We start from the raw sequence: 22,345 nt of genomic DNA, 5'->3' as shown, positions 1-22,345 counted from the left end.
AAAGCCTTGCGGATTGAAAAAGCCATGCGTAACAACCAGCCCATTACACAACGCGAACGGACCTTCCCGGCTCAGCAACGGTTGATTTCCACCACCGATGCCAAGGGCGTGATCACCTACTGCAACGACGCTTTCGTCGAAATCAGCGGGTTTTCTCGTGAGGAGCTGATCCGTGCGCCGCATAACCTGGTCCGTCACCCCGACGTCCCGGCTGCGGTGTTCGCGCACATGTGGGGCACATTGAAACAAGGCTTGCCATGGATGGGCATTGTCAAGAATCGCTGCAAGACCGGTGACCACTACTGGGTCAACGCCTATGTCACACCGGTGTTCGACGGCAATCAGGTGATCGGTTACGAGTCGGTGCGGGTCAAACCCACCGCCGAACAGATCCGCCGCGCCGAAGCGCTCTATCAACGCATCAATCAGGGCAAGTCAGCCGTTCCTCAAACCGATAAATGGTTGCCTGTACTTCAGGACTGGCTGCCGTTCATTCTGGTCAGCCAGTTGAGTTTCATGATCGGCGCCTCGCTCAACTCTCAATGGGGCTTCGCCCTCGCCGCCGGCCTTTCGGTGCCCTTGGGCTTGATGGGTTTGAGCTGGCAACAGCGCGGTATCAAGCGTTTGCTGCGCCTGGCCGAACAGACCACGTCCGACCCGCTGATTGCGCAGATGTATACCGACAGTCGTGGCGCCCAGGCACGCCTGGAAATGTCGATTCTCAGCCAGGAAGCACGCCTGAAAACCTGCCTGACTCGTCTGCAGGACACTGCCGAACACCTGACCGAACAAGCGAAACAGTCCGACGCCTTGGCGCACAACAGCTCCACCGGCCTGGAACGTCAACGCGTCGAAACCGAGCAAGTGGCGACCGCTGTGAATCAGATGGCCGCCACTACTCAGGAAGTCGCCAGCCACGTGCAGCGCACCGCCGACGCCACTCAGGAAGCCAATCGCTTGACCGGTCGCGGTCGCGACATCGCCGGGGAAACCCGCGAAGCTATTCAGCGTCTGTCGGTGGTGGTCGGTGAAACCGGCCTGACGGTCACGCAACTGGCCAAGGACAGCGACGAAATCGGCGGCGTGGTCGATGTGATCAAAGGCATTGCCGATCAGACCAACCTGCTGGCCTTGAACGCCGCAATTGAAGCGGCTCGCGCCGGCGAGATGGGTCGTGGCTTTGCGGTAGTGGCCGACGAAGTGCGTCAACTGGCGCAACGCACCAGCGAATCCACCGGGCAGATTCACGCCCTGATCGCCAAACTGCAGCAGACGGCTTCCAGTGCCGTGCAAACCATGGAGGCCGGGCATCGTCAGGCTGAAGAAGGTGTGGCGCGAGTCTTGGAAGCGGATCAGGCGCTGGTGGGCATCAGCGAAGCGGTGGCCAACATCACCGACATGACCACGCAAATCGCTGCCGCCACCGAAGAGCAAAGTGCAGTGGCCGAAGAAATCAGCCGCAACATCAGCAACATCTCGCAACTGGCTGACCAGACCTCGGAACAGGCACAGCACTCGGCGCTGCTGAGTGAGGAACTGACCAAGACCGCGAATACCCAGTATTCGTTGGTGGAGCGGTTTAACCGCTGATTGTTCTGGCAATACAAAAAACCGGTTGCGAGAGCTTCCGGTTTTTTTTGATCAGGAATTATTGGGTCTGGCAGACGCAATCGCGAGCAGGCTCACGACTACAGGGGATCGTCGTCGGGCACAAAACCTATGATCTCCTCAGATCCAATGTAGGAGTGAGCGTAGCGCGCCACATATCGGTTGCTATCAACCCAGGCCTCGAATTCCGAGGTGCAGCCCACTTTTACGAAACAGACTCATACTTTCAGCTCTGCGTCAGAGCTGTCAGCTCTTACAGTAGTTGCGCGATCCAAATTCCGGCATTAATGAAAAGCCAGCTTTTGGCTTGGAATTATGGATATGGAGAACTTCAAAATGAGTGTTAGAGACCTTTACTTCCCTAAACAAAAAAGCATCCAAAACCCCACCAACGATTTCCACTGGAGCTTGGGAGCAGAACCGATTTATTCAGATTCAACCCAGTTTTTTTACGCCAAGTATCCAGTTACTGGCGAGGAGTTCTGGGTTTTTAGCGGCGGCACCGGCTCGGTGTACGAAGATAATTACTTCAGTTTTCTCTTCAGCGTGCCCTATCTGGATCAAGATCTCCTGGAATGTACCTACAAACTCGGTGTAGCCGATTGGATGCATGTTACGCATGTCCACTCTCATTCCGTACGCCCCGGCACCGTGGGCGTCAGAATTGTTGATGCGGACGAAGCTGAGTTAACGATTAGACTGGATCGAACCAAGGGGATCGTTACTGGTGACTTCAAAGCCACTTTTAAACATATATACCGGTTGGCGCCAATTGGCACATTCAAAATGACAAGAACCGACGTGCCCGCGCTCTTGATCAACACATGACAAACTCAGCCACTCGCTTTGCCGCTGCCATCAAATGCTGATCATGGCTGACTCCTGAAGCCTTCAGCGGCTTCAGGTCATGATCCCCCGCCGCCATCCAAAACACCTCAATCCCCGGCGAGAACACATACCCCTCAACCGCCTCCCGATTCCCCAACGCATCCCGCTCACCTTGAACAATCAACGTCCGCGTCTTCAAAGAAGCCAAATGCTCGACCCGCGGCTTCTCCGGTTTGCCCACCGCATAAAACGGATACCCCAGGCACACCAGCGCATCCGCGCCCAACTCATCAGCCAACAAACTCGCCATCCGTCCGCCCATGGACTTGCCACCAATGGCCAGGCGGCCAGCGACATGGCGTCGCACCACGGTATACACCTCCCGCCAGCACTCGAGCAGTTTCGGTGCCGGGTTCGGCGGGCGTTTGCCGCCATCGATACGCCGCTGCGACATGTAGGGAAACTCGAAGCGCAATACGTTGACCCCCTGTGCGGCAAGGCGCGCAGCCATGTCGCTCATCCAGTTGCTGTCCATCGGCGCACCGGCACCGTGAGCGAGAATCAGCGTCGCCGAAGCCGGTCCTGAAGCGGCATTCCACAACCACCCATGATCCCGCACGCACTGCGCCCATTGATCCCCGTCAATACTGGCCTTGTGCTCTTTGTCCATGCTTGCCTCGCTTTTAGTCTGCCTATAACTCCAGGCGAAGGGAGCGTCTGCCGTGCGGCTTACTCGCAAAGACAGGCCTTCACTTCGGCTGAACCGTGGATGGGGAACCATGAACACTTCTATCAGTACCGCCTACAACTACAAGGTGGTCCGCCAATTCGCCATTATGACGGTTGTGTGGGGCATCGTCGGCATGGGGCTCGGGGTTTTTCTCGCGGCCCAGTTGGTCTGGCCCGAACTCAATTTCAATCTGCCGTGGACCAGTTTCGGCCGGTTGCGTCCACTGCACACTAACGCGGTGATCTTCGCTTTCGGCGGTTGCGCCCTGTTCGCCAGCTCGTTCTACTCGGTACAACGCACCTGCCAGACCCGCCTGTTTGCGCCAAAAATCGCCGCGTTCTGCTTCTGGGGCTGGCAACTGGTGATTCTTTTGGCGGCCATTAGCCTGCCATTGGGTTACACCAGTTCCAAGGAATACGCCGAGCTGGAATGGCCGATCGACATCCTGATCACCATCGTCTGGGTAGCCTACGCCATCGTGTTCTTCGGCACGATCATGCAGCGCAAGACCAAACACATCTATGTCGGTAACTGGTTCTTCGGTGGATTCATCATCACTGTGGCGATCCTGCACATCGTCAACAACCTGGAATTGCCGGTAAGTTTCACCAAGTCCTACTCGGTGTACGCCGGTGCGACCGATGCCATGGTGCAGTGGTGGTATGGCCACAACGCCGTAGGCTTTTTCCTCACCGCCGGTTTCCTCGGAATGATGTACTACTTCGTTCCGAAACAGGCCGAGCGTCCGGTGTATTCCTATCGTTTGTCGATCGTGCACTTCTGGGCGCTGATTACCCTGTACATCTGGGCCGGCCCTCACCATTTGCACTACACCGCGCTGCCGGACTGGGCGCAGTCGCTGGGCATGGTGATGTCGCTGATCCTGTTGGCACCGAGCTGGGGCGGGATGATCAACGGGATGATGACGCTCTCGGGCGCCTGGCATAAGTTGCGCAGCGACCCGATCCTGCGCTTCCTCGTTGTGTCGCTGGCGTTCTACGGCATGTCGACATTCGAAGGGCCGATGATGGCGATCAAGACAGTGAACGCTCTCTCCCACTACACCGACTGGACCATTGGTCACGTTCATGCCGGCGCGCTCGGCTGGGTAGCGATGATTTCCATCGGTGCGCTGTACCACATGATTCCGAAAGTCTTCGGCCGCACGCAGATGCACAGCATCGGCCTGATCAACGCGCACTTCTGGCTCGCGACCATCGGCACCGTGCTGTACATCGCCTCGATGTGGGTCAACGGCATCGCCCAAGGCCTGATGTGGCGCGCCGTCAACGAGGACGGCACGCTGACCTATTCCTTCGTCGAAACCCTGGTGGCCAGCCACCCAGGCTTCGTCGTGCGACTGGTGGGCGGCGCGATCTTCCTCTGCGGCATGTTGCTGATGGCTTACAACACCTGGCGCACCGTGCGGGCCTCGCAGCTTGCCGAAGCCGCCGCTGCCGCACAGATAGCCTGAGGAGTCCGCCATGAAGCACGAAACAATCGAGAAAAACGTCGGCCTGCTGATGTTGCTGATGGTGTTCGCCGTGAGCATCGGCGGCCTGACCCAGATCGTCCCGCTGTTCTTTCAGGACGTGACCAATAAACCGGTGGAAGGCATGAAGCCCTACACCGCGCTGCAACTGGAAGGCCGGGACATTTACATCCGCGAAGGCTGCGTCGGTTGCCACTCGCAGATGATCCGCCCGTTTCGCGCCGAAACCGAGCGCTATGGCCACTATTCGGTGGCCGGGGAAAGTGTCTGGGATCACCCGTTCCTGTGGGGCTCCAAGCGTACCGGGCCGGACTTGGCGCGCGTCGGCGGTCGCTACTCCGAAGACTGGCACCGCGCGCACTTGTACAACCCGCGCAACGTGGTGCCGGAATCGAAGATGCCGGCCTACCCGTGGCTGGTCGACAACAAGGTCGACAGCAGCCACACCGAAACCAAGATCCGCGCCATGCGCACCCTCGGCGTGCCGTACACCGACGACGACATCGCAGGCTCAGTCGCCTCGCTCCAGGGCAAAACCGAAATGGACGCGCTGGTCTCCTACCTGCAAGTGCTCGGCACTGCGATCAAGAGCAAGAGGTGAGCCATGTCCATGCCCTTTGAAATAATTAGCGAAATGAGCAGTGGAATGATCCGCGGTTTGGGCACGGTCGTGGTGTTCGTGGCCTTCGTCGGCCTGACGCTGTGGGTGTTCAACGGCAAGCGCAATCCGGAATTCGCCGAAGCGCGCCTGCTGCCGTTCGCCGACGAGCCGCCATCGGAAAACAGCACCCAACAAGAATCCGCCACAAGGAGTACCCGGCCATGACCACCTTCTGGAGTACGTGGATCTGCGTACTGACCATCGGCAGCCTGATCGGCCTGACCTGGTTGCTGATCGGTACGCGCCGAGGGGAAACCAAGGGCAGCACCGACCAGACCATGGGCCACAGCTTCGACGGCATCGAGGAGTACGATAACCCGCTGCCGCAGTGGTGGTTCATGCTGTTCGCCGGCACGTTGGTGTTTGCCGTCGGCTACCTGATCCTTTACCCGGGCCTGGGTAACTGGAAAGGCATTTTGCCCGGTTATGAGGACGGCTGGACCGGTGTCCACGAATGGGAAAAGGAGATGAACAAGGCTGACGCGAAGTTCGGGCCGATCTTCGCCAAATTTGCCGCCATGCCCATCGAAGAAGTCGCCAAGGATCCACTAGCACTTAAAATGGGCGGTCGCCTGTTTGCGTCCAATTGCTCGGTGTGCCACGGCTCGGATGCCAAGGGCGCGTTTGGTTTCCCGAACCTGGCCGACAGCAACTGGCGCTGGGGCGGCGATGCCGAAATGATCAAAACGACCATCATGGGCGGTCGCATGGCCGCGATGCCGGCTTGGGGGGAAATCCTCGGCGACGCCGGGGTGAAGAACGTCGCGGCTTATGTGCGTCATGAACTGGCCGGCCTGCCCTTGCCGGAAGGCAGCACGGCCGATCTGCACGCCGGACAGCAAGCGTACAGCACCACCTGCGTAGCCTGTCATGGGGCAAACGGCCAAGGCACTGAAGCCATGGGAGCGCCGAACCTGACGCAACCGACCGGATTTATCTATGGAACAAGCCTGACGCAGCTTGAACAAACCATTCGTCATGGTCGCCAGGGCCATATGCCGGCGCAGAACGAACTGCTCGGCAACGATAAGGTGCAACTGCTGGCCGCTTACGTGTACAGCCTGTCTCAGGGTCTGAGCACGGAGCGTTTACAGGCTGAAGGCAAAAGCGAATAAATCTCGCCCGCGCAACGCCGCATTCACCCGGATGCGGCAGTTCACTGCCCCTTTGCGACGCATTGTCGCACCCTCCCTTGTCTTTCCTTTCGGTTCGCCGGATTCAGGTTTAAGCTGTCCTGCGAGGCGTGCTGGCCAGCGCCGGTTCCAGGTCGATTCAACCCGATGTGTTCGACGAATTTGCTCGATAACAGGCCGCAAAGGCTGGTAGACACCGGCTATCGTCCCCGTTGTCCTCTGTTACACCATCGTCGTGTTTGAACATACCCCGTTACAACTGACCTGAACCCCTCGCCTCTTTCATCCGTTGCGACATTTGTCCGAGGGCAATTTTGTCCTTACGCAGCGCATGGAAAGGCCGCAGAATCAGCTTTTGAAAGCATTGACCCATGTCATGGCGCGTTGCAATGACCCCCCGCTTTCTACATACTTGCGGCCGATTTTTACTCCTAATAAAACACCCAAACCGTGGAACCTTAGAATGAGCACAGCAATCAGTCCGACTGCTTATAACTATAAGGTAGTCCGCCAGTTCGCCATCATGACGGTGGTCTGGGGGATCCTTGGCATGGGGCTCGGTGTCTTCATCGCCTCGCAACTGGTCTGGCCGGAGTTGAACTTCGGTCTGGCATGGACGAGCTTTGGACGCCTGCGCCCGCTGCACACCAACCTGGTGATTTTCGCCTTCGGTGGTTGTGCGCTGTTTGCCACTTCCTATTACGTCGTGCAGCGAACCTGCCAAACGCGACTGATTTCCGACAGCCTCGCGGCCTTCACCTTCTGGGGTTGGCAAGCGGTGATCGTCGGCGCGATCATTACCTTGCCGATGGGTTTCACGACCACCAAGGAATACGCGGAACTGGAATGGCCTCTGGCTATTCTGCTGGCTATTGTCTGGGTCACCTACGGTCTGGTGTTCTTCGGCACCATCGTCAAGCGCAAGACCAAACACATCTATGTCGGTAACTGGTTCTACGGTGCCTTCATCGTCGTGACCGCGATGCTCCACATCGTCAACCACGCGTCCCTGCCGGTCAGTTTCTTCAAGTCCTACTCGGCTTACTCGGGTGCGACCGATGCGATGATCCAGTGGTGGTACGGCCACAACGCGGTAGGTTTCTTCCTGACCACCGGCTTCCTGGGGATGATGTACTACTTCGTTCCGAAGCAGGCCGAACGTCCGATCTACTCTTATCGTCTGTCGATCGTGCACTTCTGGGCGTTGATCACCCTGTACATCTGGGCCGGTCCGCATCATTTGCACTACACCGCACTGCCGGACTGGGCTCAGTCCCTGGGCATGGCGATGTCGATCATCCTGCTGGCACCCAGCTGGGGCGGCATGATCAACGGCATGATGACCCTCTCGGGCGCCTGGCATAAGCTGCGCACCGACCCGATCCTGCGTTTCCTCGTGGTATCGCTGGCGTTCTACGGCATGTCGACCTTCGAAGGCCCGATGATGGCCATCAAGACCGTCAACTCGCTCTCGCACTACACCGACTGGACCATCGGCCACGTACACGCCGGCGCTCTTGGCTGGGTAGCGATGATTTCGATCGGCGCGATCTACCACATGATCCCGAAACTGTTCGGTCGCACGCAGATGCACAGCATCGCCCTGATCAACACGCACTTCTGGCTCGCGACCATTGGTACCGTTCTGTACATCGCCTCGATGTGGGTCAACGGCATCACCCAGGGCCTGATGTGGCGTGCAATCAACGATGACGGCACCCTCACCTACTCGTTCGTTGAAGCGCTGCAAGCCAGCCACCCAGGCTTCATCGTTCGTGCCCTGGGCGGTGCGTTCTTTGCCAGTGGCATGCTGTTCATGGCCTACAACGTGTTCCGTACCGTTCGCGCCTCGAACCCGGTTGAAGCCGAAGCCGCTACCAAGATTGCTGTAGTTGGAGCTCACTGATGAAGCATGAAGCAGTCGAGAAGAATATTGGCCTGCTGGCCTTCTTCATGGTTATCGCCGTCAGCGTCGGCGGCCTGACTCAAATCGTTCCGCTGTTTTTCCAGGACGTCACCAACAAGCCGGTCGAGGGCATGAAGCCGCGCACCGCCCTTGAACTGGAAGGCCGCGACGTGTACATCGCCAACGGTTGCGTCGGCTGCCACTCGCAGATGATTCGCCCGTTCCGTGCTGAAACCGAACGTTACGGCCACTACTCGGTCGCCGGTGAAAGCGTTTGGGACCACCCGTTCCTGTGGGGTTCCAAGCGTACCGGTCCGGACCTGGCCCGTGTCGGCGGTCGTTACTCCGATGACTGGCAGCGTGCGCATTTGTACAACCCGCGCAACGTAGTGCCTGAGTCGAAAATGCCGGCTTACCCGTTCCTCGTGGAAAACAAGCTCGACGGCAAAGACACTGCCAAGAAAATGGAAGTCTTGCGCACGCTCGGCGTCCCTTACACCGACGAAGACATCGCTGGTGCCAAGGATGCTGTGAAGGGCAAAACCGAAATGGACGCGCTGGTGGCCTATCTGCAAGGCCTGGGCACCATCATCAAAAGCAAACGGTGATTTAGATGGATATCGGGATGATTCGTGGCCTGGGCACCGTTGTTGTGATGGTGGCCTTCATCGGTCTGGCGCTGTGGGTGTTCAGCCCCAAGCGCAAGTCGGAGTTTGAAGACGCGACCTTGCTGCCTTTCGCGGATGATCCCGAAGCCATCAAGCACGTCGAGCAAGCTTCTAGGAGTAACAAAGAATGACTACGTTCTGGAGTCTGTACGTCACAGTCCTCAGTCTCGGCACCATCTTCGCCCTGACCTGGCTGCTGCTGTCCACCCGCAAGGGCCAGCGCAGCGAATCCACCGATGAAACGGTCGGCCACTCCTTCGACGGGATCGAGGAGTATGACAACCCGCTGCCGAAATGGTGGTTCATGCTGTTCGTGGGCACCATCATCTTCGCCCTCGGCTACCTGGTGCTGTACCCGGGCCTGGGTAACTGGAAAGGCCTGTTGCCGGGTTACAACTACCTCGATAACGAGAACAAGACCGCGTTCGCCAACGGCCAGACCGGCTGGACCGGCGTTCACGAGTGGGAGAAGGAAATGCTCAGATCGGACGCCAAGTTCGGCCCGATCTTCGCCAAGTTCGCTTCCATGCCAATCGAAGAAGTGGCCAAAGACCCGCAAGCCCTGAAGATGGGTGGCCGCCTGTTCGCCTCCAACTGCTCGGTCTGCCACGGTTCCGACGCCAAAGGCGCCTACGGCTTCCCTAACCTGACCGACACCGACTGGCGCTGGGGTGGCGAGGCAGAAACCATCAAGACCACCATCATGGGCGGTCGTCACGCTGTGATGCCGGCCTGGGCTGAAGTAATTGGCGAGCAAGGCGTTGCAGACGTTGCCGCGTTCGTGCTGACCAACCTCGATGACCGCAAGCTGCCGGAAGGCACCAAGGCTGACCCGGTTGCCGGCCAGAAACTGTTCGCCGCCAACTGCGTGGCGTGCCATGGCCCACAAGGTAAAGGCACGCCAGCAATGGGCGCCCCTGACCTGACCCACCCGACCGGTTTCATCTACGGTTCGAGCTTCGCTCAACTGCAGCAGACCATCCGTTACGGCCGTCAGGGTCAGATGCCTGCGCAAGAACAGCTGCAAGGCAACGACAAGGTTCACCTGCTGGCCGCCTACGTCTACAGCCTCTCTCACGGTGAAAAAGCACCGGAAGCAGACGCCCAGTAAGGCAAATGCTTGATGCAACAAAAAACGGCCCCGCCAATGAGAATTGGCGGGGCCGTTTTGTTTGGATTCCACTATGCAATCGACCTGGGCATCGGGATCAACCGGAAAGTGGCGGTGGGCACTCCCGTGCGAAAACTCGTCCATAATTCACAAGTCAATTGATTCAAGTCATTACACCATCAATTGATTTCCCCCAACGCGACCAAAGGTCGCACCCTTGTGCTAGAGCTACAGGCGTATCATTGCGCCACTGAAACACCTCTTTTTGACCGCGGTCGGCACGTACTGACCGGGCATTTTTCCACTGCCGTGGGATGCAATGATGAGCAATCAGATTCCGGTACACGACGTCACTCCGCCTGCCAAGAACGCGAACAACAGCGTCGACCTCTACGCCTCTCGAGAAAAGATCTACACCCGCGCCTTCACCGGCCTGTTTCGCAATCTGCGGATGATCGGCGGTGCTGGGCTGTTTCTGTTGTATTTCGGCACGGTGTGGCTGAACTGGGGCGGCCATCAAGCCGTCTGGTGGAACCTGCCGGAACGTAAATTCTTCATTTTTGGCGCGACCTTCTGGCCTCAGGATTTCATCCTGCTCTCGGGCATCTTGATCATCAGTGCCTTTGGCCTGTTCTTCATCACCGTGTATGCCGGTCGGGTCTGGTGCGGCTACACCTGCCCGCAGAGCGTGTGGACCTGGATCTTCATGTGGTGCGAAAAAGTCACCGAAGGCGACCGCAACCAGCGCATCAAGCTCGACAAGTCGCCGATGAGCGCCACCAAGTTCCTGCGTAAATTCAGCAAGCACACGATGTGGCTGCTGATCGGTTTCGTGACCGGCATGACCTTCGTCGGTTACTTCTCGCCGATTCGCGAACTGGTGCTCGATTTCTTCACCGGGCAGGCCGATGGCTGGTCGTATTTCTGGGTTGGTTTCTTCACCCTCGCCACTTACGGCAACGCCGGCTGGTTGCGCGAGCAGGTATGCATTTACATGTGCCCGTACGCACGCTTCCAAAGCGTGATGTTCGACAAGGACACGCTGATCGTCTCCTACGACCCGCGCCGTGGCGAGAGCCGTGGCCCGCGCAAGAAAGGCATCGACTACAAGGCTCAGGGCCTGGGCGACTGCATCGATTGCACCATGTGCGTCCAGGTCTGCCCCACCGGTATCGACATCCGCGACGGCCTGCAAATCGAATGCATCGGCTGCGCGGCATGCATCGACGCCTGCGACAGCATCATGGACAAGATGGATTACCCGCGCGGCCTGATCAGCTACACCACCGAGCACAACCTGTCGGGGCAAAAAACCCATAAACTGCGCCCACGCCTGATCGGTTATGCCCTGGTGTTGCTGGCGATGATCGCGTTGCTGGTGACCGCGTTCTTCATGCGCTCGCTGGTCGGCTTCGATGTCAGTAAAGACCGCGTGTTGTATCGCGAGAACGCCGAAGGCCGGATCGAAAACGTCTACAGCCTGAAGATCATGAACAAGGACCAGCACGACCACACGTACGTGCTGGAGGCCACCGGCCTGCCGGACCTCAAGCTGCAAGGCAAGCGCGAGATCAAGGTCGCCGCCGGGGAGATTTTCAGTCAGCCGGTCGAACTGTCCAGCGCACCGGAACAACTGCCGTCGAGCACCAACGAGGTAACATTCATCCTCAAGGACGCCGACGACGCCAACGTCCACGTTGAAGCCAAGAGCCGATTCATCGGCCCACAAATTCGTTGAGAGAAGTGATCATGCCCGCAGCAACTGCCGCAAGTCCCTGGTACAAGCACCTTTGGCCATGGATCATTATCGCCATTCTGGCCTGCTCGGTGACCTTGACCCTGTCGATGGTGACCATCGCGGTGAACAACCCGGACAACCTGGTCAACGACAACTATTACGAGGCCGGCAAAGGCATCAACCGTTCGCTGGACCGCGAACTGCTGGCCCAGACCCTGCAACTGCGTGCCAGCGTGCATCTGGATGACGTGACCGGCGAAGTCGACCTGCGCCTGAGCGGCAACAGCCAGCCGAAAACCCTTGAACTGAACCTGATTTCACCGACTCAGCCGGAGAAGGATCGCAAGATCACCCTGGCCCGCAGCGAAACCGAACAGGGCCGCTACATTGGCCAGTTGAGCGACAAGATTGAAGGTCGTCGCTTTGTCGAATTGCTGGGTATGCAGGATGACAAGATCTGGCGCATGTTCGAAGAAGAACAAGTCAGCCATGCCAAGGATCTGCTGCTCGGTGATGAACCGCTGCAAGGCGCGGAAGACCTGAAAAAATAAGCCTTACCCTGATCGTTCCCACGCTCTGCGTGGGAACGCAGCCAGGGACGCTCTGCGTCCCGGCCGAAGCGGACGCGGAGCGTCCGGGGAGGCATTCCCACGCAGAGCGTGGGAACGATCATCGGACAACGCCTCATGACTACTCCAACCCCCTGCTACCACTGCGCCCTGCCCGTCCCGGCCGGTAGCCGCTTCACCGCCGCCGTCCTCGGGGACATCCGCGAGTTCTGCTGCCCGGGTTGCCAGGCGGTGGCCGAGGCCATTGTGGCCGGTGGGCTGGAAAGTTATTACCAGCATCGCAGCGAAGCCTCGGCCAACCCCGAAGCCTTGCCGGTGCAGTTGGTGGACGAACTGGCACTGTACGATCGCGCCGATGTGCAGCAGCCCTTTGTCCGCCACGAAGGCGAACTCGCCGAAACCACGCTGTTGATGGAAGGCATCAGTTGCGCCGCCTGCGGCTGGTTGATCGAGAAACACCTGCGTGCCTTGCCGGCGGTGGCCGAAGCACGCCTGAACCTGTCCAACCATCGCCTGCATGTGCGCTGGGCCGATGCACAATTACCATTGAGCCAGGTGCTCAGTGAATTGCGCCACATCGGTTACGCCGCCCACCCCTATCAGGCCGACCGTGCCAGTGAACAACTGGCCAGCGAAAACCGTCTGGCGCTGCGTCAGCTCGGTGTCGCCGGGCTGCTGTGGTTCCAGGCAATGATGGCAACCATGGCCACCTGGCCGGAATTCAACATCGACCTCAGCCCCGAGCTGCACACCATCCTGCGCTGGGTCGCGCTGTTTCTGACCACGCCGATCGTGTTCTACAGCTGCGCGCCGTTCTTCAAGGGCGCGATGCGCGATCTGCGCACCCGTCACCTGACCATGGACGTCTCGGTGTCGCTGGCGATCGGCAGTGCCTACCTCGCCGGGATCTGGACCTCAATCACCGGGGTCGGCGAGCTGTACTTCGATGCGGTGGGGATGTTCGCGCTGTTCCTGCTGGCCGGGCGCTATCTGGAACGTCGCGCCCGGGAACGCACCGCCGCCGCAACCGCACAGCTCGTCAATCTGCTGCCCGCCTCCTGCCTGCGGCTGAGTGCCGACGGCCAGAGCGAGCGGATTCTGCTCAGCGAATTGCGCGTTGGCGATCAGGTGCTGGTGCATCCCGGCTCGATCCTGCCGGCCGATGGCAAAATCCTCGAGGGTCAATCGAGCATCGACGAATCCCTGCTGACCGGCGAATACCTGCCACAACCACGAACCCCGGGCGACGCCGTCACCGCCGGCACCTTGAACGTCGAAGGGGCGCTGACCGTGGAAGTCCTGGCGCTGGGGCAGGACACGCGCCTGTCGGCCATCGTCCGCCTGCTGGATCGCGCCCAGGCCGAAAAGCCACGACTGGCGGAAATCGCCGACCGCGCCGCGCAATGGTTTTTGCTGTTGTCACTTATCGCGGTGGCCGCCATTGGCCTGCTGTGGTGGGAACTGGATTCTTCGCGAGCCTTCTGGATCGTCTTGGCGATGCTGGTTGCGACGTGCCCGTGCGCCTTGTCGCTGGCCACGCCAACCGCCCTCACCGCCGCCACCGGCACACTGCACAAGCTCGGTCTGTTGTTGACACGCGGCCATGTGCTGGAAGGCCTGAACCAGATCGACACGGTGATTTTCGACAAGACAGGCACCCTCACCGAAGGTCGCTTGGCCTTGCGTTCGATACGGCCGCTTGGTGCCTTGACCAGCGATCAATGCCTGAGCCTCGCCGCTGCTCTGGAAAACCGCTCCGAACACCCGATTGCCCGGGCTTTTGGCCGCGCGCCGCTGGCCGCCGAAGAAGTTCACAGCACACCGGGTCTGGGCCTTGAGGGGTTGGTCGGCGCGCAACGCCTGCGCATTGGCCAGCCAGGGTTTGTCTGTGAACTCAGCGGCGCTCAAACGCCAGTCATGCCCGATGAGCCCGGCCAATGGCTGCTGCTCGGCGACAACCACGGGCCGCTGGCGTGGTTCGTGCTCGACGACAGGTTGCGCGCCGACGCGCCCGCCCTGCTGACAGCCTGCAAAGCTCGCGGCTGGCGCACGTTACTGCTATCTGGCGATAGCTCGCCGATGGTTGCCAGCGTCGCTGCCGAATTGGGCATCGACGAGGCCCGTGGCGGTTTGCGTCCGGACGATAAATTGCAGGTGCTGCAGCAGCTGCACAAGGAAGGCCGCAAGGTGTTGATGCTCGGTGACGGGGTCAATGACGTGCCGGTGCTGGCTGCCGCCGACATCAGCGTGGCGATGGGGTCGGCTACCGATCTGGCGAAAACCAGTGCCGACGCGGTGCTGCTGTCGAACCGCCTCGATGCGCTGGTGCAAGCCTTCAGCCTGGCTCGTCGTACCCGTCGGGTCATCATCGAGAACTTGCTGTGGGCGGCGCTGTACAATGGCCTCATGTTGCCGTTCGCCGCCCTCGGCTGGATCACTCCGGTATGGGCCGCGGTCGGCATGTCGATCAGTTCGTTGACCGTGGTGCTGAATGCCCTGCGCCTGACTCGCCTGCCGAGCGCGCCGGCTGTCGGCACCACGCCAGAAACCCGTCCGCTGCCGGCCTGAGCCGCGCGGGCATGGAGTCCAGATGCCAGCTCTCTACGTGATGATCCCGGCCGCGCTGCTGATCGTGGCCATCGCTATCTACATCTTCTTCTGGGCGGTCGACAGCGGTCAGTACGACGACCTCGACGGCCCGGCCCACAGCATCCTGTTCGACGATCAGGACCCGAACCACACCGCAGCGGTCGACGAGGCCAGCGGCCCTCCGGCCAAACCGGACGAAAAGGCGCCGCCCCATGCTTGAATTGGCGCCACTGCTGGTGTCTGCGCTGATCCTCGGCCTGCTCGGCGGCGGGCATTGCCTGGGCATGTGCGGCGGCTTGATGGGCGCATTGACCCTGGCGATCCCCAAGGAGCAACGCAGCCGACGCTTTCGATTATTGCTGGCCTACAACCTGGGGCGAATTCTCAGTTACGCCGTTGCCGGCCTGCTGATCGGCTTGGCCGGCTGGGCCGTGGCCAATAGTCCGGCGGCGATGTTCATGCGCATCTTCGCCGGACTGCTGCTGATCACCATGGGTCTGTACCTGGCCGGCTGGTGGAGCGGCCTGACCCGTATCGAAAGCCTCGGTCGCGGCCTGTGGCGGCATATCCAGCCGGTGGCCAACACACTGTTACCCGTGTCGAACCTGCCCCGCGCCCTGCTGCTGGGCGCATTGTGGGGCTGGTTGCCGTGCGGGCTGGTTTACAGCACATTGCTGTGGTCGGCGAGCCAGGGCAATGCGCTGGACAGTGCATTGCTGATGCTGGCATTCGGGTTGGGCACTTGGCCGGTGCTGCTCGCCACAGGGCTGGCGGCCGAACGTGTCACGGCGTTGTTGCGCAAACGCAGCGTCCGCATGACCGGTGGCTTGCTGGTGATGCTGTTTGGCATCTGGACCTTGCCAGGGCCGCATCAACATTGGCTGATGGGGCACTAGATCGGCGGTGCGCCTTTCGCGGGCAAGCCTCGCTCCTACAAGGGACCGCGAACTCCTGTAGGAGCGAGGCTTGCCCGCGAAGAGGCCCTCACTGACACCACAAATCCCGACCCTTGATGCAAATCAAGATGCCTTTGCGCACTTCTCCCTAGACTCGCAAACACTGCCAGCCTATCCGGGGGAATGCCCGCATGCTCGACGCCATTCGTTGGGACACAGATCTGATCCGCCGTTACGACCTGGCGGGACCACGCTATACCTCGTACCCGACCGCCGTGCAATTCGACAGCCAGGTCGGCACCTTCGACCTGTTTCACGCCCTTCGCGACAGCCGTAAAGCCCTGCGGCCGCTGTCGCTGTATGTGCACGTGCCGTTCTGTGCGAACATTTGCTACTACTGCGCCTGCAACAAAGTCATCACCAAGGACCGTGGCCGTGCCCTGCCCTATTTGCAGCGTCTGGAACAGGAGATCCAGCTGATTGCCTGCCACCTCGACCCGACGCAGAAAGTCGAGCAACTGCATTTCGGCGGCGGCACGCCGACCTTTCTCAGCCACGACGAACTGCGTCAGTTGATGGCTCAGCTGCGCAAGCATTTCAATCTGCTGGACGACGATTCCGGCGACTACGGTATCGAGATTGACCCTCGCGAGGCGGACTGGTCGACCATGGGTCTGCTCCGGGAACTGGGTTTCAATCGGGTCAGCATTGGCGTTCAAGACCTCGATCCCGCGGTACAACGGGCGGTCAATCGCCTGCAAAGCCTGGAAGAAACCCGCGCAGTGATCGACGCTGCCCGAACCCTGCAATTTCGCTCGATCAACATTGATCTGATCTACGGCCTGCCCAAGCAAACGCCCGAGAACTTCGCCCGCACCGTCGACGAAGTCATCAGCCTGCAACCGGACCGGCTCTCGGTGTTCAATTACGCCCATCTGCCGGAGCGCTTCATGCCGCAACGGCGGATCAACGGCAGCGATCTACCGGCGCCAGCACAGAAGCTGGAAATGCTCCAGCGCACCATCGAACAACTGACGACCGGCGGTTACCGCTACATCGGCATGGACCATTTCGCCCTGCCCGATGATGAATTGGCGATTGCTCAGGAAGAATCGACCCTGCAACGCAACTTCCAGGGCTACACCACCCACGGCCATTGCGATTTGGTCGGCCTGGGGGTATCGGCGATCAGCCAGATCGGCGATTTGTACTGTCAGAACAGCAGCGACCTGAACCAGTACCAGAACGCGCTGGCGTCCGCTCAACTGGCCACCAGCCGTGGTCTGGTGTGCAACGCTGACGATCGCTTGCGCAGAGCCGTGATTCAGCAACTGATTTGCCATTTCAACCTGGAATTCGCAACGATCGAACAGGCCTTCAATATCGATTTTCGCGGTTACTTCGGCGAACTCTGGCCACAGTTGCAGGACATGGCCAAGGACGGGCTCATCGAACTGGACAACCAACGGATCACCGTACTCCCGGCGGGCCGTCTGCTGGTGCGCTCGGTGTGCATGGTCTTCGATGCGTACCTGGAACACAGCAATCGCCAGCGCTTTTCACGCGTGATCTAGGCACCGGTGGCTAAATGTCGCAGGCTGGCCCGAATGTCCTCCCGTGGGTTACCCTTACAGCTTATGTGTGTTTTCCCACAAGGATTAAAGAAATGTCCGAGCCAGTAAAACTGCGCGCTCATAGCCAGGCTCATTGCAAGGATTGCAGCCTGGCCCCCCTCTGCCTGCCACTTTCTCTGAATCTGGAAGACATGGATGCGCTGGACGATATCGTCAAACGTGGTCGCCCACTGAAAAAAGGCGAGTTCCTGTTTCGCCAGGGCGACACGTTCGATTCCGTTTATGCAGTACGCTCCGGCGCCCTGAAGACTTTCAGCCTGAGCGATGGCGGCGAAGAGCAGATCACGGGCTTTCATTTGCCGAGTGAATTGGTCGGGCTGTCGGGCATGGACACTGAAAAGCACCCGGTCTCGGCGCAAGCCCTGGAAACCACTTCGGTGTGCGAAATCCCTTTCGATCGCCTCGACGAACTGGCCCTGCAACTGCCACAACTGCGCCGTCAGTTGATGCGAGTGATGAGCCGCGAGATTCGCGACGATCAGCAAATGATGTTGCTGCTGTCGAAGAAAACCGCCGACGAGCGCATCGCCACGTTCCTGGTCAACCTGTCGGCCCGTTTCCGCGCCCGGGGCTTCTCGGCCAACCAGTTCCGGTTGAGCATGTCGCGCAACGAGATCGGCAACTACCTGGGCTTGGCGGTGGAAACCGTGTCCCGGGTGTTCACCCGCTTCCAGCAAAACGAACTGATCGCCGCCGAAGGCAAGGAAGTGCACATCCTCGACCCGATCCAGCTCTGCGCCCTGGCCGGCGGCTCAATCGACGGCTGATCCTGGCGATGGCGGCTGAGCGAAACGGTTCAGCCGCCGCTATACTGCGACGTTTGCAGCCCGCCAGGACACTTCGACGATGGTCTTCGACTCCTTCGACATCAAATCCTTGATCCGCCCCGTGATCGACTTTCCCAAGCCGGGCGTGATCTTTCGCGACATCACCCCCTTGTTCCAGTCACCCACAGCCCTGCGCCTGGTGATGGACAGCTTTGCCCATCGTTACGTCGAGGCCGACTTCACTCACATCGGCGCCATGGATGCCCGGGGCTTCCTGATCGGTTCGATCCTGGCCTATCAGTTGAACAAGCCGCTGGTGCTGTTCCGCAAGCAGGGCAAATTGCCCGCCGACGTGCTGGCCGAGGGTTATCAGACCGAGTACGGCGAAGCCTTTCTCGAAGTCCATGCCGACAGCCTGTGCGAGGGTGATGCGGTGGTGATGTTCGATGACCTGATCGCCACCGGCGGCACGCTGATCGCGGCGGCGAACCTGATTCAGCGCATGGGCGCGCGGGTGCATGAAGCGGCGGCAATCATTGATTTGCCGGAGCTGGGTGGTTCGCAGCGGCTGGAAGACATGGGGATTCCTACGTTTTGCCTGACGCAGTTTGCCCTTACCGATAAATAAGCAGCGTCTGTACTGACGCCATCGCGGGCAAGCCCGCTCCCACAGGGATTGTCGTTAAATACAAATCTTGTATACGACAAAAATCCCTGTGGGAGCGGGCTTGCCCGCGAAAGCGTCAGCCGTAACACCGCAAAACTCAAAGCCCCATCTGCTTACTGATGATCTCGTTCATCACTTCCCGCGTCCCCCCGCCAATCGACAGAATCCGGTTATCCCGGTACAGCCGCTCCACCAGACTTTCACGCATGTAACCAAGACCACCGAGAATCTGCACCGCATCGGTCGTGATGCGATCAGCCGTATCAGTGGCAAAATTCTTGGCCATGGAAATCTCTTTGATCACACTCTGCCCGGCCGCCATTTTCGCTGCCTGGCGGTAGGTGAACTCCCGTGACACCTCCAGCGCCGTGGCCATTTCCGCGAGACGGTGCTTGAGCACCTGGAACTTGCCGATGGGTTTGCCGAAAGCTTCGCGCTGACGAGCCCATTTCAGGCTTTCCTCCAGCGCCAACTGCGCGGTCATGTTGGCCATCAGCGCCAGGGCCAGACGCTCGCTCTGAAAGTTGCCCATGATGCAGGCGAAACCCATGTTCTCGACCCCGATCAGATGGCCAACCGGCACCCGGCAATCGTCGAAAAACAATTCGGCAGTGTCCGACGCCCACCAGCCCATTTTCTTCAACTGACGACCGACGGTGAACCCGGGCGTGCCCTTCTCGATCAGCAACAAACTGATGCCGCCAAACCCGGGTTCGCCAGTGCGCACCGCAACGGTGTAGAAATCCGCGCGAACGCCGCTGGTAATGAAGGTTTTGCTGCCGCTGACCCGGTAAAAGTCGCCGTCCCGCATGGCACGGGTTTGCAGGTTGGCGACGTCGGAGCCGCCGCTGGGCTCGGTGACGGCCAGGGCGCTGATCTTCTCGCCCGCCAGCACCTGAGGCACAACGCGATCGCGGACTTCGGGCCTGGCCCATTTGAGGATCGGCGGCAGTCCAATGTCCAGCGAGCCCAGCCCCGCGACCAGACCACCGGAACCGCAGCGCATCAGCTCTTCACTGGCGGCGATCTTGGCGAACACATCGCCTTCGTGACTGCCGCCCAAGGCTTCGGGATAACCAATGCCGAGAATCCCCGCCGCGCCGGCCTTGAGGTAGAGCTCGCGGGGGAAGCTTTCGGCTTCTTCCCACTGGTCGATGTCCGGAAGAATCTCGCGCTCGACGAAACGTCTGACGCTGTCGCGGACCAATTGGTGGCTGGGGTCGAAGTATTCCTGAAAGGCAGGCATCGGCGAACTCCACTGAAGGTTCAGCGAAGTTAACCGAGCGCTTGCTTGGTTTTCAATAGAGTTGTGTGAATCAGATGGACCGAGGTGCATTCTTCGCGGGCAAGCCTCGCTCCTACAGGTTTTGTTGTGCCATATATTGTGGACACACCACCAATTCCTGTAGGAGCGAGGCTTGCCCGCGAAGGGGCCAGTTCAGACACTACAAGGCAATCGGCTTACGCCCGGCAAACGAATGCGCCAATGTCCCGCCATCCACCAATTCCAGCTCGCCCCCCAACGGCACGCCATGGGCGATGCGCGAGGCGATCAGGCCTTTGTTGCTCAGCAATTGAGCGATGTAATGCGCGGTGGCTTCGCCTTCCACCGTCGGGTTGGTGGCGAGGATGACTTCGGCAAACGTGCCCGCCTCTTCGATCCGCGCCATCAATTGTGGAATGCCGATGGCGTCCGGTCCCAATCCGTCTAGGGGCGACAGATGGCCTTTGAGCACGAAGTAGCGACCGCGAAAACCGGTCTGTTCCACGGCGTAAACATCCATCGGACCTTCCACCACACACAGCAAGGTGTCGTCGCGGCGCGGATCGGCGCATTGCGGGCACAGATCATCTTCCGTCAGCGTGCGGCACAAGCGGCAGTGGCCCACCCCTTCCATGGCCTGGCTCAGCGCCTGGGCCAGTCGCGAACCGCCGCTGCGATCACGCTCAAGCAGTTGCAACGCCATGCGCTGGGCAGTTTTCTGACCCACACCCGGCAAAATTCGCAGGGCATCGATCAGTTGGCGAATCAAAGGGCTGAAGCTCATGGGGAAAAGTCCGACATAACAACGAGACGCGGTTTATACCCGCGCCTCTGTTTAGCGTCAAATAGCGCCGTCAATTACTCAGTCCGCGCAACCCGCACTACCAGTTTGCCGAAGTTGCGTCCCTCCAGCAGACCGATGAACGCCTGAGGCGCGTTCTCCAGGCCGTCGATCACGTCTTCACGGAATTTCACCTTGCCATCACGCACCCACGGCGCCATGGCGCTGATGAATTCCGGCTGACGGTCACCGTAGTCATCGAACACAATGAAGCCCTGAATCCGCACGCGCTTGGTCAGTAGCGTGCGCTGCAACTGTGGCAAGCGATCCGGCCCGCTCGGCGCTTCATGGGCGTTGTAGGAGGCAATCAGACCGCAAAGAGGAATCCGCGCTTTGGGGTTGAGCAGCGGCAGCACCGCATCGAACACCTTGCCACCGACGTTTTCAAAGTAGATATCCACGCCTTTGAAGCAGGCCAGCGCTAACTCTTCGGCGAAATCCGCGCGCTTGTGATCGATACAGGCATCGAAGCCCAGCTCCTCGACCACGTAGCGGCATTTGTCTGCGCCACCGGCTACACCGACCACTCGCAAGCCCTTGATCTTCGCCACTTGGCCGACCACCGAACCCACCGCGCCGGACGCAGCCGCCACCACCAGGGTTTCGCCTTCCTTGGGCTGCCCGATGTCCATCAATCCCATATAGGCGGTCATGCCGGGCATACCCAGCACACCCAAGGCCATCGACGGACTCTGCAGCCCGGACGGGATCGGAATGATGTTGCGCCCGTCGCTGATGCTGTGGCTCTGCCACCCCGTGACGCCGACCACCAGATCACCTTCATGGAATTTCGGATGCAGCGAACGTTCGACACGACTGACGGCGCCACCGGTCATCACCTCGTCGATTTCTATCGGGGCAGCGTAGGACGGCGCGTCACTCATACGACCGCGCATGTAGGGATCGAGCGACAGATAAAGCGTCTTGAGCAGTATCTGACCATCGGCCAGGTTTGGCAGCGCTACCCGTTCCAGGCGGAAATTCTCCGGTGTCGGCGCGCCCACCGGGCGGGACACCAGGACGATACGTTGGTTGAGGGTCAATGCTTGTGGCATGTGAGCGTCTCCTTGATCGATGAATTTCGGCTGTATAGGGAGCAGACCTTTGTGTGGGTGTCACGTTCGATGTTTCTTCCGAGGACCGAGTTGGCTTCTTCGCGGGCAAGCCTGATCTGGCCTAATAATTCCGGACACCTCTTAAGGGCGATATGATTTCGCCAATTTGGAGGTTCCATGAAAGAAAG

The 22,345-nt window shown here is 59.8% G+C and carries 22 protein-coding genes; 18 read left to right on the top strand and 4 right to left on the bottom strand.

The window, feature by feature from the left end; genetic code table 11:
- The first annotated feature begins 24 nt into the window (after positions 1-24).
- Entirely contained in the window at positions 25-1,590 is a 1,566-nt protein-coding gene (locus NHU87_RS22085; RefSeq protein ID WP_253552506.1) for a methyl-accepting chemotaxis protein, read from the top strand.
- A 339-nt stretch (positions 1,591-1,929) separates the two neighbouring features.
- Positions 1,930-2,436 (top strand): hypothetical protein, encoded by a 507-nt coding sequence (locus NHU87_RS22080; protein ID WP_253552505.1) that lies wholly within the window; start codon positions 1,930-1,932, stop codon positions 2,434-2,436.
- On the opposite strand, the gene NHU87_RS22075 is transcribed toward NHU87_RS22080, so the two are convergent.
- Positions 2,426-3,106, bottom strand: coding sequence for an alpha/beta family hydrolase (locus tag NHU87_RS22075; protein WP_253552504.1), 681 nt, complete (start codon positions 3,104-3,106; stop codon positions 2,426-2,428). The two genes, NHU87_RS22080 and NHU87_RS22075, sit on opposite strands and share 11 nt — an antisense overlap.
- Positions 3,107-3,215: 109 nt before the next feature.
- On the opposite strand from NHU87_RS22075, the gene ccoN (NHU87_RS22070) reads away from it, so the two are divergent.
- The 16 genes from ccoN (NHU87_RS22070) to NHU87_RS21995 all read left to right on the top strand — a co-directional run bounded on the left by ccoN (NHU87_RS22070) (position 3,216) and on the right by NHU87_RS21995 (position 18,958).
- Positions 3,216-4,640 carry a cytochrome-c oxidase, cbb3-type subunit I gene (gene ccoN / locus NHU87_RS22070; RefSeq protein WP_253552503.1) on the top strand — a complete coding sequence of 475 codons (1,425 nt, stop codon included), beginning with the start codon at positions 3,216-3,218 and terminating at the stop codon, positions 4,638-4,640.
- A 10-nt stretch (positions 4,641-4,650) separates the two neighbouring features.
- Positions 4,651-5,259: a cytochrome-c oxidase, cbb3-type subunit II gene (gene ccoO, locus NHU87_RS22065; protein ID WP_253552502.1), complete on the top strand. Its 609-nt coding sequence runs from the start codon at positions 4,651-4,653 to the stop codon at positions 5,257-5,259.
- A 21-nt stretch (positions 5,260-5,280) separates the two neighbouring features.
- Positions 5,281-5,484, top strand: coding sequence for a cbb3-type cytochrome oxidase subunit 3 (locus tag NHU87_RS22060; protein WP_030128452.1), 204 nt, complete (start codon positions 5,281-5,283; stop codon positions 5,482-5,484).
- Positions 5,481-6,434 (top strand): cytochrome-c oxidase, cbb3-type subunit III, encoded by a 954-nt coding sequence (gene ccoP / locus NHU87_RS22055; protein WP_253552500.1) that lies wholly within the window; start codon positions 5,481-5,483, stop codon positions 6,432-6,434. Before NHU87_RS22060 ends, ccoP (NHU87_RS22055) begins: the two co-directional genes overlap by 4 nt.
- Positions 6,435-6,915: 481 nt before the next feature.
- Positions 6,916-8,358, top strand: a complete 1,443-nt coding sequence (ccoN, locus tag NHU87_RS22050) for a cytochrome-c oxidase, cbb3-type subunit I (RefSeq protein ID WP_253552498.1) — start codon at positions 6,916-6,918, stop codon at positions 8,356-8,358.
- Complete coding sequence (gene ccoO, locus NHU87_RS22045; protein WP_007905434.1) at positions 8,358-8,966, top strand: cytochrome-c oxidase, cbb3-type subunit II; 609 nt, start codon at positions 8,358-8,360, stop codon at positions 8,964-8,966. The genes ccoN (NHU87_RS22050) and ccoO (NHU87_RS22045) overlap by 1 nt, the downstream gene beginning before the upstream one ends.
- Positions 8,967-8,971: 5 nt before the next feature.
- Entirely contained in the window at positions 8,972-9,157 is a 186-nt protein-coding gene (locus NHU87_RS22040) for a CcoQ/FixQ family Cbb3-type cytochrome c oxidase assembly chaperone (RefSeq protein WP_003175465.1), read from the top strand.
- Positions 9,154-10,137: a cytochrome-c oxidase, cbb3-type subunit III gene (gene ccoP, locus NHU87_RS22035; protein WP_253552496.1), complete on the top strand. Its 984-nt coding sequence runs from the start codon at positions 9,154-9,156 to the stop codon at positions 10,135-10,137. The genes NHU87_RS22040 and ccoP (NHU87_RS22035) overlap by 4 nt, the downstream gene beginning before the upstream one ends.
- A 322-nt stretch (positions 10,138-10,459) precedes the next feature.
- Positions 10,460-11,875 (top strand): cytochrome c oxidase accessory protein CcoG, encoded by a 1,416-nt coding sequence (gene ccoG / locus NHU87_RS22030; RefSeq protein ID WP_253552494.1) that lies wholly within the window; start codon positions 10,460-10,462, stop codon positions 11,873-11,875.
- An 11-nt stretch (positions 11,876-11,886) separates the two neighbouring features.
- Complete coding sequence (locus NHU87_RS22025; protein ID WP_253552492.1) at positions 11,887-12,426, top strand: FixH family protein; 540 nt, start codon at positions 11,887-11,889, stop codon at positions 12,424-12,426.
- Between the two features lie 135 nt (positions 12,427-12,561).
- On the top strand, positions 12,562-15,012 hold the full coding sequence (locus NHU87_RS22020; RefSeq protein ID WP_253552490.1) for a heavy metal translocating P-type ATPase: 2,451 nt from the start codon (positions 12,562-12,564) through the stop codon (positions 15,010-15,012).
- 22 nt (positions 15,013-15,034) lie between these two features.
- Positions 15,035-15,253: a cbb3-type cytochrome oxidase assembly protein CcoS gene (gene ccoS / locus NHU87_RS22015; RefSeq protein WP_253552488.1), complete on the top strand. Its 219-nt coding sequence runs from the start codon at positions 15,035-15,037 to the stop codon at positions 15,251-15,253.
- Complete coding sequence (locus tag NHU87_RS22010) at positions 15,246-15,929, top strand: sulfite exporter TauE/SafE family protein (RefSeq protein WP_253552486.1); 684 nt, start codon at positions 15,246-15,248, stop codon at positions 15,927-15,929. Before ccoS ends, NHU87_RS22010 begins: the two co-directional genes overlap by 8 nt.
- Positions 15,930-16,120: 191 nt before the next feature.
- The gene (hemN, locus tag NHU87_RS22005; RefSeq protein ID WP_253552484.1) at positions 16,121-17,503 is read left to right on the top strand and encodes an oxygen-independent coproporphyrinogen III oxidase; all 1,383 of its coding nucleotides are present in this window, start codon (positions 16,121-16,123) and stop codon (positions 17,501-17,503) included.
- Positions 17,504-17,595: 92 nt separating this feature from the next.
- Positions 17,596-18,330 carry a fumarate/nitrate reduction transcriptional regulator Fnr gene (gene fnr, locus NHU87_RS22000; RefSeq protein WP_253552482.1) on the top strand — a complete coding sequence of 245 codons (735 nt, stop codon included), beginning with the start codon at positions 17,596-17,598 and terminating at the stop codon, positions 18,328-18,330.
- 79 nt (positions 18,331-18,409) lie between these two features.
- Positions 18,410-18,958: an adenine phosphoribosyltransferase gene (locus NHU87_RS21995; protein WP_253552480.1), complete on the top strand. Its 549-nt coding sequence runs from the start codon at positions 18,410-18,412 to the stop codon at positions 18,956-18,958.
- A 136-nt stretch (positions 18,959-19,094) separates the two neighbouring features.
- On the opposite strand, the gene NHU87_RS21990 is transcribed toward NHU87_RS21995, so the two are convergent.
- The 3 genes from NHU87_RS21990 to NHU87_RS21980 form a co-directional block, all read right to left on the bottom strand.
- Complete coding sequence (locus NHU87_RS21990; protein WP_253552478.1) at positions 19,095-20,243, bottom strand: acyl-CoA dehydrogenase family protein; 1,149 nt, start codon at positions 20,241-20,243, stop codon at positions 19,095-19,097.
- Positions 20,244-20,442: 199 nt separating this feature from the next.
- The gene (recR, locus tag NHU87_RS21985; RefSeq protein WP_095051991.1) at positions 20,443-21,045 is read right to left on the bottom strand and encodes a recombination mediator RecR; all 603 of its coding nucleotides are present in this window, start codon (positions 21,043-21,045) and stop codon (positions 20,443-20,445) included.
- Between the two features lie 74 nt (positions 21,046-21,119).
- Positions 21,120-22,157, bottom strand: a complete 1,038-nt coding sequence (locus NHU87_RS21980; RefSeq protein WP_253552475.1) for an NADP-dependent oxidoreductase — start codon at positions 22,155-22,157, stop codon at positions 21,120-21,122.
- Positions 22,158-22,345: the final 188 nt, after the last annotated feature.

Source organism: Pseudomonas mandelii (assembly GCF_024138395.1).
Classification (GTDB): Bacteria; Pseudomonadota; Gammaproteobacteria; order Pseudomonadales; family Pseudomonadaceae; genus Aquipseudomonas; species Aquipseudomonas mandelii_E.
This window is presented reverse-complemented; position numbering and strand designations above follow the sequence as displayed.

Bases quoted from the DNA above. Each gene is read 5' to 3' on its own strand.
- NHU87_RS22085 (WP_253552506.1), top strand. From the start codon at position 25: ATGCGTAACAACCAGCCCATTACACAACGCGAACGGACCTTCCCGGCT.
- NHU87_RS22080 (WP_253552505.1), top strand. From the start codon at position 1,930: ATGGAGAACTTCAAAATGAGTGTTAGAGACCTTTACTTCCCTAAACAA.
- NHU87_RS22075 (WP_253552504.1), bottom strand. From the start codon at position 3,106: ATGGACAAAGAGCACAAGGCCAGTATTGACGGGGATCAATGGGCGCAG.
- ccoN (WP_253552503.1), top strand. From the start codon at position 3,216: ATGAACACTTCTATCAGTACCGCCTACAACTACAAGGTGGTCCGCCAA.
- ccoO (WP_253552502.1), top strand. From the start codon at position 4,651: ATGAAGCACGAAACAATCGAGAAAAACGTCGGCCTGCTGATGTTGCTG.
- ccoP (WP_253552500.1), top strand. From the start codon at position 5,481: ATGACCACCTTCTGGAGTACGTGGATCTGCGTACTGACCATCGGCAGC.
- ccoN (WP_253552498.1), top strand. From the start codon at position 6,916: ATGAGCACAGCAATCAGTCCGACTGCTTATAACTATAAGGTAGTCCGC.
- ccoO (WP_007905434.1), top strand. From the start codon at position 8,358: ATGAAGCATGAAGCAGTCGAGAAGAATATTGGCCTGCTGGCCTTCTTC.
- NHU87_RS22040 (WP_003175465.1), top strand. From the start codon at position 8,972: ATGGATATCGGGATGATTCGTGGCCTGGGCACCGTTGTTGTGATGGTG.
- ccoP (WP_253552496.1), top strand. From the start codon at position 9,154: ATGACTACGTTCTGGAGTCTGTACGTCACAGTCCTCAGTCTCGGCACC.
- ccoG (WP_253552494.1), top strand. From the start codon at position 10,460: ATGAGCAATCAGATTCCGGTACACGACGTCACTCCGCCTGCCAAGAAC.
- NHU87_RS22025 (WP_253552492.1), top strand. From the start codon at position 11,887: ATGCCCGCAGCAACTGCCGCAAGTCCCTGGTACAAGCACCTTTGGCCA.
- NHU87_RS22020 (WP_253552490.1), top strand. From the start codon at position 12,562: ATGACTACTCCAACCCCCTGCTACCACTGCGCCCTGCCCGTCCCGGCC.
- ccoS (WP_253552488.1), top strand. From the start codon at position 15,035: ATGCCAGCTCTCTACGTGATGATCCCGGCCGCGCTGCTGATCGTGGCC.
- NHU87_RS22010 (WP_253552486.1), top strand. From the start codon at position 15,246: ATGCTTGAATTGGCGCCACTGCTGGTGTCTGCGCTGATCCTCGGCCTG.
- hemN (WP_253552484.1), top strand. From the start codon at position 16,121: ATGCTCGACGCCATTCGTTGGGACACAGATCTGATCCGCCGTTACGAC.
- fnr (WP_253552482.1), top strand. From the start codon at position 17,596: ATGTCCGAGCCAGTAAAACTGCGCGCTCATAGCCAGGCTCATTGCAAG.
- NHU87_RS21995 (WP_253552480.1), top strand. From the start codon at position 18,410: ATGGTCTTCGACTCCTTCGACATCAAATCCTTGATCCGCCCCGTGATC.
- NHU87_RS21990 (WP_253552478.1), bottom strand. From the start codon at position 20,243: ATGCCTGCCTTTCAGGAATACTTCGACCCCAGCCACCAATTGGTCCGC.
- recR (WP_095051991.1), bottom strand. From the start codon at position 21,045: ATGAGCTTCAGCCCTTTGATTCGCCAACTGATCGATGCCCTGCGAATT.
- NHU87_RS21980 (WP_253552475.1), bottom strand. From the start codon at position 22,157: ATGCCACAAGCATTGACCCTCAACCAACGTATCGTCCTGGTGTCCCGC.